Annotated in this window: 7 protein-coding genes; 6 read left to right on the forward strand and 1 reads right to left on the reverse strand. The window is 72.8% G+C overall.

Going from position 1 to position 7216, the window contains the following annotated elements:
- Window positions 1-6: 6 nt before the first annotated feature.
- The 3 genes from gcl to allB are packed head-to-tail and all read left to right on the forward strand — an operon-like array spanning window position 7 to window position 4697.
- Complete coding sequence (gcl, locus tag GMA12_RS14975) at window positions 7-1782, forward strand: glyoxylate carboligase (protein WP_156270300.1); 1776 nt, start codon at window positions 7-9, stop codon at window positions 1780-1782.
- A gap of 43 nt (window positions 1783-1825) precedes the next feature.
- On the forward strand, window positions 1826-2992 hold the full coding sequence (locus GMA12_RS14980; RefSeq protein WP_162459919.1) for a glycerate kinase: 1167 nt from the start codon (window positions 1826-1828) through the stop codon (window positions 2990-2992).
- 46 nt (window positions 2993-3038) lie between these two features.
- Window positions 3039-4697, forward strand: coding sequence for an allantoinase AllB (gene allB, locus GMA12_RS14985; RefSeq protein ID WP_240898867.1), 1659 nt, complete (start codon window positions 3039-3041; stop codon window positions 4695-4697).
- A gap of 79 nt (window positions 4698-4776) precedes the next feature.
- On the opposite strand, the gene GMA12_RS14990 is transcribed toward allB, so the two are convergent.
- On the reverse strand, window positions 4777-4971 hold the full coding sequence (locus tag GMA12_RS14990; RefSeq protein ID WP_156270302.1) for a ferredoxin: 195 nt from the start codon (window positions 4969-4971) through the stop codon (window positions 4777-4779).
- A 218-nt stretch (window positions 4972-5189) separates the two neighbouring features.
- On the opposite strand from GMA12_RS14990, the gene GMA12_RS14995 reads away from it, so the two are divergent.
- From GMA12_RS14995 to GMA12_RS15005, 3 genes are all read left to right on the forward strand, one after another.
- Window positions 5190-6380 (forward strand): cytochrome P450, encoded by a 1191-nt coding sequence (locus GMA12_RS14995; protein ID WP_156270303.1) that lies wholly within the window; start codon window positions 5190-5192, stop codon window positions 6378-6380.
- A gap of 71 nt (window positions 6381-6451) precedes the next feature.
- Complete coding sequence (locus tag GMA12_RS15000) at window positions 6452-6931, forward strand: DUF2975 domain-containing protein (protein WP_156270304.1); 480 nt, start codon at window positions 6452-6454, stop codon at window positions 6929-6931.
- Entirely contained in the window at window positions 6931-7137 is a 207-nt protein-coding gene (locus GMA12_RS15005) for a helix-turn-helix domain-containing protein (RefSeq protein WP_156270305.1), read from the forward strand. The genes GMA12_RS15000 and GMA12_RS15005 overlap by 1 nt, the downstream gene beginning before the upstream one ends.
- The last annotated feature ends 79 nt before the right edge of the window (window positions 7138-7216 follow it).

Below are 7216 nucleotides of genomic sequence, written 5' to 3' on the forward strand. Positions count from 1 at the left end.
TTCACCATGGCCAGAATGCGCACGGTCGACGCCGTCGTCGCCATCCTCGAGAAGGAGGGCGCCACCGAGGCCTTCGGCCTGCCCGGCGCCGCCATCAACCCGTTCTACTCGGCGATGCGCGCCCACGGGGGCATCCGCCACACCCTCGCCCGGCACGTCGAGGGCGCCTCGCACATGGCCGACGGCTACACCCGGGCGGCCCCCGGCAACATCGGGATCTGCGTGGGCACCTCCGGCCCCGCCGGCACCGACATGATCACCGGCCTCTACGCCGCCTGGGCGGACTCCGTGCCGATCCTGTGCATCACCGGCCAGGCCCCCGTGGCCAAGCTGCACAAGGAGGACTTCCAGGCCGTGGACATCGCCGCCGTCGCGGCGCCGGTGACCAAGATGGCGATGACCGTGCTGGAGCCCGGCCAGGTCCCCGGGGCGTTCCAGAAGGCCTTCCACCTCATGCGCTCCGGGCGCCCCGGACCCGTCCTGCTGGACCTGCCGCTGGACGTCCAGCTGGCCGAGATCGAGTTCGACATCGAGGCCTACGAGCCGATGCGCCCGGAGCGCCCCGCGGCCACCCGGATCCAGGCCGAGAAGGCCCTCGACCTGATGTTCGCCGCGCAGCGCCCGCTGATCGTGGCCGGCGGCGGGATCATCAACGCCGACGCCTCCGAGCGGCTGGTCCAGCTGGCCGAGCTGCTCGACGTCCCCGTGATCCCCACGCTGATGGGCTGGGGCGCCATCCCCGACGACCACCCGCTGATGGCGGGCATGGTGGGCCTGCAGACCTCCCACCGCTACGGCAACGCGACGTTCCTGGAGTCGGACTTCGTGCTGGGCATCGGCAACCGGTGGGCCAACCGGCACACCGGCAGCCTGGACGTCTACACCGCCGGCCGCACGTTCGTGCACGTCGACATCGAGCCCACCCAGATCGGGCGCGTGTTCGCCCCGGACCTGGGCATCGTCTCCGACGCGGGCGCGGCCCTGGACGTCCTGCTCGAGGTGGCCCGCGAGCGCAAGGACCGCGGGCTGGTGCCGGACCGGGACCGGTGGGTGCTGGACTGCGCCCGGCGCAAGGGCTCCATGCACCGCAAGACGCACTTCACGCAGGTCCCGATCAAGCCGCAGCGCGTGTACGAGGAGATGAACTCCGCCTTCGGCAAGGACGTCACCTACGTCTCCACGATCGGGCTCTCCCAGATCGCCGGCGGCCAGCTGCTGCACGTGTACGGCCCGCGCCGGTGGATCAACGCCGGCCAGGCCGGCCCCCTGGGCTGGACCGCCCCCGCGGCCCTCGGCGTGGTGCGCGCCCAGCCGGAGCGGACCGTGGTGGCCCTCTCGGGGGACTACGACTTCCAGTTCATGATCGAGGAGCTGGCCGTCGGCGCCCAGTTCAACCTGCCCTACCTCCACGTGGTCGTGAACAACTCCTACCTGGGCCTGATCCGCCAGTCCCAGCGCGGGTTCGAGATGGAGCAGAACGTGTCCCTGGCGTTCGAGAACATCAACTCCCCGGAGACGGAGGGTTACGGTGTGGACCATGTGAAGGTGGCCGAGGGCCTCGGCTGCAGGGCCGTGCGGGTGACCGACCCGGAGAAGCTGCAGGAGTCCTTCGCCGAGGCCCACGAGCTGATGGAGCGGTTCCGGGTCCCGGTGGTCGTGGAGGTCATCCTGGAGAAGGTCACCAACATCTCCATGGGCACGGAGATCGACAATGTGGTGGAGTTCGAGCAGCTGGCCGAGCGCGGCGAGGACGCCCCCACCGCGATCGCCCTGCTCGACTGACCCGCCGGCACCGCGCCGGCACCGACCAGACAGGAGGACGGACGTGCGCATCGTCGTCGCCCCGGACAAGTTCAAGGGCTCCCTCGAGGCCCCCGACGTGGCCGCGGCCCTGGAGGACGGGATCCACTCGGTGGACCCGTCCGCCGAGGTGGTCCGCCTGCCCGTGGCCGACGGCGGGGAGGGCACCCTCGAGGCCGCCCTCGGCGCCGGGTTCGTCCCCTCGCCCGTCACCGTCACCGGTCCTGTCGGCGAGCCCGTCGAGGCGGAGTTCGCCCTGCGGGACCGCACCGCGGTGGTCGAGATGGCCCTCGCCTCCGGGCTCGCGGCCCTGCCCGTGGACGAGAACGGGCAGCCCGTCCTCGACGCCGGCGGCGCGACGAGCCGCGGCACCGGTGAGCTGGTCCGCGCCGCCCTCGACGCCGGGGCCGAGCGCGTGGTCCTCGGCGTCGGGGGCAGCGCCTGCACCGACGGCGGGGCCGGGCTGCTGCAGGCCCTGGGCGCCCGGCTTCTGGACGCCGCGGGCGAGGAGCTGGGCCGGGGCGGGGCCGCCCTGGCCGGCCTGGACCGGGTGGACCTCACCGACCTCGACCCGCGCCTGGCGGGCACCGAGTTCGTGCTGGCCGCCGACGTCGACCACCCGCTGCTGGGCGAGCGCGGCGCCGCCGCGGTCTTCGGCCCGCAGAAGGGCGCGGACCCCGACCAGGTGCGCGCGCTCGACGCCGCCCTGACCGTCCTCCGGGACCGGCTCGCCGACGCCCTCGGGCACAGCGCCGTGCGCGCCGCCGAGGCGCCCGGGGCCGGGGCCGCCGGCGGAGTGGGCTTCGCGGCCCTGGCCGTGCTCGGCGCCCGCCGCCGCCCCGGCGTCGCGGTGGTCCTCGAGTTCGTCGGCCTCGCGGACCGGCTCACCGGCGCGGACCTCGTGGTCACCGGCGAGGGCAGCCTGGACGAGCAGTCCCTCGGCGGCAAGACGCCGCTGGGCGTGCTGGAGACGGCCCGGTCCGCCGGTGTGCCCGCGGTCGCGGTCTGCGGACGGACCACCCTGGAGCCGCGCGTGCTGCGCGAGGCCGGGTTCCGGCGCACCTATGCTCTGACCGAGCTCGAGCCGGACCCCCGCACGTGCATGCGGGAGGCCCGGCGGCTGCTCGAGCAGGTGGGCGCCCGCCTCGCCCGCGACCTCCCCGACCTGCTCGCCGGGACCCAGCCCAACTGACCGATCCGGCGGCCGGTGCGGACGCCGATGACCAGAAAGAACCTCGATGACGGAGAAGAAGACGCCCCAGCAGCCGCCCGCGGACCGCGGGGACGGCACCGCAGATGCCACGGGGCGCCCGCAGCAGCTGCCCGAGGACCCCGCGGCGATCGCCCGGGAGGACTCCGCCCGTGCGGCCACCAAGCCCCCCGCCGCGCAGAACGCCTTCGAGGCCGAGCAGGCCCACCAGCGCGAGGTCAGCGAGAACGTCAACGACCCCGAGCGCGTCCGCCGCCTGATCGCCGACTACCGGCGCGAGCACGGGCTGCCCGAGGACGCCGTCGACGCCCGCACGGGAGCGGACGAGCAAGGGACCTTCGCCGGCGACCACCGGGAGTTCGACCTCGTGGTGCGCGGGCAGAACGTCTCGTGCGGCGATCACTTCGCCCCCCGGGAGGTCGGGGTGCGCGGCGGCCGGATCGTGGCCGTCGAGCCCCTCGGAGCCGGTCTGCGCGGCCGCGAGGTCCTGGAGCTGGCCGAGGACGAGAGACTGCTGCCGGGGCTGGTGGACACCCACGTCCACATCAACGAGCCCGGCCGCACCGAGTGGGAGGGCTTCGCCTCCGCGACCCGGGCCGCCGCGGCCGGCGGCGTGACCACGGTGCTGGACATGCCGCTCAACTCGATCCCCGCCACGGTCAACGTCCCCGCCCTGGAGTACAAGCGGCTCTTCGCGCAGCACAACGTCTTCGTGGACGTCGGCTTCTGGGGCGGGGCGATCCCCGGCAACACGCCGGACCTGCGCGAGCTGCACGACGACGGCGTCTTCGGCTTCAAGTGCTTCCTGCTGCACTCCGGCGTGGACGAGTTCCCGCACCTCGAGGCCGACGAGATGGAGCAGGACCTCGCCGAGATCAAGACCTTCGACTCCCTGATGATCGTGCACGCCGAGGACTCCCGCGCCATCGACCGCGCCCCGCACCCCGAGGGCGACGTCTACGAGAACTTCCTGGCCTCCCGTCCCCGCGGCGCCGAGAACCTCGCGATCGCCGAGGTCATCGAGCGCACCCGGTGGACCGGGGCGCGCTCGCACATCCTGCACCTGTCCTCCTCGGACGCGCTGCCCATGCTGGCCACCGCCAAGCGGGACGGCCTGGACATCACGGTGGAGACCTGCCCGCACTACCTCACCCTGCTCGCGGAGGAGGTGCCCAACGGCGCCACCGCGTTCAAGTGCTGCCCGCCGGTGCGGGAGGTCGGCAACCGCGAGCTGCTGTGGCAGGGGCTGATCAACGGGACCATCGACTTCATCGTCTCCGACCACTCCCCCTCGACCCTGGACCTGAAGGACCTGGACAACGGCGACTTCGGCGTGGCCTGGGGCGGGGTCTCCTCCCTGCAGCTGGGCCTGTCCCTGATCTGGACCGAGGCACGCCGCCGCGGGATCGACCTGGGACGCGTGGTGGAGTGGATGTCCACGCGACCCGCCCAGCGGGCCGGCCTGCGGTCCAAGGGCAAGCTGGCCCTGGGCTACGACGCGGACCTGGTGGTCTTCGCCCCCGACGACGCGTTCGTGGTCGACGCCGGGCGGCTGCACCACAAGAACCCGATCACCCCCTACCAGGGGAAGGCACTGTCCGGGAAGGTGCGCAGGACCTTCCTGCGCGGGGTGCCCGTGGACTTCGAGACGCCGCGCGGCCGGCTCATCCGGCGCGGGGAGAGCTGACCCGGAGCGCGCACCGCGGTGACGCGGCCCGGGGACGGCCCCCGCGCGGGAGCCGACGCCACCGCGGGACCCTCGGCCGTCAGGAGTCGAGCAGGATCGCGGCGACCGGACAGGCCAGGGCGGCCTCGCGGACGGCGTGGTGCGCCGCCTCCGGCGGTGTGGCATCGAGCAGGAGGACGACGCCGTCGTCCTCCTGCTGGTCGAACACCGCGGGCGCCAGGGCGGCGCACTGCCCCGAGCCGGCACACCTGGTCCGGTCCACGCTGACTCGCATGTCCGCCTCCTCCCCCGGCCGGACCCGGGAACGCCCGTGCCGGGCCATGGATCGTCCGGTCCCGTCGGGTGCCGAACGTACCAGCGGTCCCTGGGCGTCCGCTCCCCTGTTCGTCCGTCGTCGCTGGTCATGACGCATATGGACGGGTTTCCGGCGGCTCTGTAGCGTGGAACACCACGGAAGACGTCACGCCTACGGCCACCAGGACGGGGTGCACCATGGCCTCCACCGAACCCGTCGCCCTGCCGCTCACCCGGCAGTGCCCCTACGCGCCACCGCCCGAGCACCTGCGGCTGCGCGACGAGCATCCCGTCGCCCGGGTCAGACTGCCCTCGGGGATGACCGTGTGGGCGCTGACCCGCCACGAGGACATCCGGGCCATGCTGGCCGATCCGCGGTTCAGCTCCGACCGCAACCGTCCCGGGTTCCCGGCGTTCACGCACGACCCGATCCCGGTCTCCCTGAGCCTGCTCGGCATGGACCCGCCCGAGCACGGCCCGGCCCGCCGGGCGGTGATGGGAGAGTTCACGCTCAAGCGGATCACCGCCCTGCGCCCGCGCATCCAGCAGATCGTGGACGACCGCGTCGATGCCCTGCTGGCCGGGCCCCGCCCGGTGGACCTGGTGCAGGCACTGTCCCTGCCGGTGCCCTCGCTGGTGACCTGCGAACTGCTCGGCGTGCCCTACGCCGAGCACGACTTCTTCCAGAGCCGATCGGCCACGCTGCTCTCCCGCGGGGTCGCCGTCCAGCAGATCCAGCAGGCGCTGCAGGACCTGCTGTCCTACCTCGACCGGCTGATCGTCGCGAAGGAGCAGGAGCCCACCGACGACCTGCTGGGCCGTCAGATCCGCAGGCAGCAGGAACAGGGGACGGTCGACCACGAGGCGCTGGTCAGTCTGGCCTTCCTGCTGCTGGTGGCCGGCCACGAGACCACCGCGAACATGATCTCCCTGAGCGTCCTGGCGCTGGTCGACCACCCCGAGGACCTGGCCGTGCTCCGCGAGGATCCCGGCAGGACCCCGGACGCCGTGGAGGAGCTGCTGCGCTGGTTCACGATCGCCGAACTGGGCACCTCCCGCGTGGCCCTGGAGGACGTGGAGATCGGCGGAGTGCTCATCCGCGCCGGGGAAGGCGTGCTCGGCCTGTCCAACACCGCCAACCGGGATCCGGAGGTGTTTGCCGACCCGGACTCCTTCGACATCGAGCGCGGCGGACGCCACCACCTCGCCTTCGGCTACGGCCCGCACCAGTGTCTGGGCCAGAACCTCGCGCGCCTGGAGCTGCAGATCGTCCTCGACACCCTGGTCCGGCGCATTCCCCACCTCCGGTGCGCCGTCCCCGTCGACGAGCTGCCCTTCAAGAACGACGCCGACATCTACGGCCTGCACGAGCTGCCCGTCACCTGGTGACCACCCGCGCACCGGGCACGCGCTCGCCTCAGCATATTGACAATCGATAGATAACGACCGACACTCGATGCATGAGTGATGAGCATCGGGCGGTCGCCGCCCTCCGGGTCTTCCTCGCGCTGCTGTTCGGGATCCTGGTGCTGTTCCAGGTCATGTCCCTGCCCGGGCAGTTCGCGCACATGGCCCAGGAGAACCCCGAGATGGCGCACCTGAGATGGCCGGCCACCGCCGTGACGGTGTTCTGGGTGCTGTGCGCCCAGGTGGTGATCGTGTGCACCTGGAAGCTGCTCACCCTGGTCAAGAAGGACCGGATCTTCAGCCCGGCCTCCCTGGTGTGGGTGGACGCGATCGTCTGGGCCGTCGCCGCCGCGTGGGCCGTGCTGCTGGGCGTGTTCCTCGTCGTCGGCTTCAACGCCGACGACCCCGGGCTGCCGCTGCTGCTGTTCCTGATGCTGACCGGGGTCGCCGTGCTGGGCCTGCTCATGGTGGTGATGCGGGCGCTGCTGCGCCGGGCCACGACCCTGCGCACCGACATGGACGCGGTGATCTGATGCCGATCATCGTGCGCCTCGACGTGGAGCTGGCCAAGCGCAAGATGAGCGTCGGCGAGTTCGCCGAACGGGTCGGGCTCACCCCCGCCAACGTCGCCGTGCTGAAGAACGGCCGGGCCAAGGCGGTGCGCTTCTCCACCCTGGACGCCATGTGCCGGGTGCTCGAGTGCCAGCCCGGAGACCTGCTCGAGTGGGTCGAGGACTGAATCGCCCCCCCCCCCCCCCCCCCCCCCCCCCCCCCCCCCCCCCCCCCCCCCCCCCCCCCCCCCCCCCCCCCCCCCCCCC

The sequence above is a fragment of the Kocuria sediminis genome, assembly GCF_009735315.1.
Lineage (GTDB): Bacteria > Actinomycetota > Actinomycetes > Actinomycetales > Micrococcaceae > Kocuria > Kocuria turfanensis.

What these genes read in the sequence shown, in the direction of transcription:
- gcl (WP_156270300.1), top strand. Translation starts at nt 7, where the DNA reads ATGGCCAGAATGCGCACGGTCGACGCCGTCGTCGCCATCCTCGAGAAG.
- GMA12_RS14990 (WP_156270302.1), bottom strand. Translation starts at nt 4,971, where the DNA reads ATGCGAGTCAGCGTGGACCGGACCAGGTGTGCCGGCTCGGGGCAGTGC.
- allB (WP_240898867.1), top strand. Translation starts at nt 3,039, where the DNA reads ATGACGGAGAAGAAGACGCCCCAGCAGCCGCCCGCGGACCGCGGGGAC.
- GMA12_RS14995 (WP_156270303.1), top strand. Translation starts at nt 5,190, where the DNA reads ATGGCCTCCACCGAACCCGTCGCCCTGCCGCTCACCCGGCAGTGCCCC.
- GMA12_RS15005 (WP_156270305.1), top strand. Translation starts at nt 6,931, where the DNA reads ATGCCGATCATCGTGCGCCTCGACGTGGAGCTGGCCAAGCGCAAGATG.
- GMA12_RS15000 (WP_156270304.1), top strand. Translation starts at nt 6,452, where the DNA reads ATGAGTGATGAGCATCGGGCGGTCGCCGCCCTCCGGGTCTTCCTCGCG.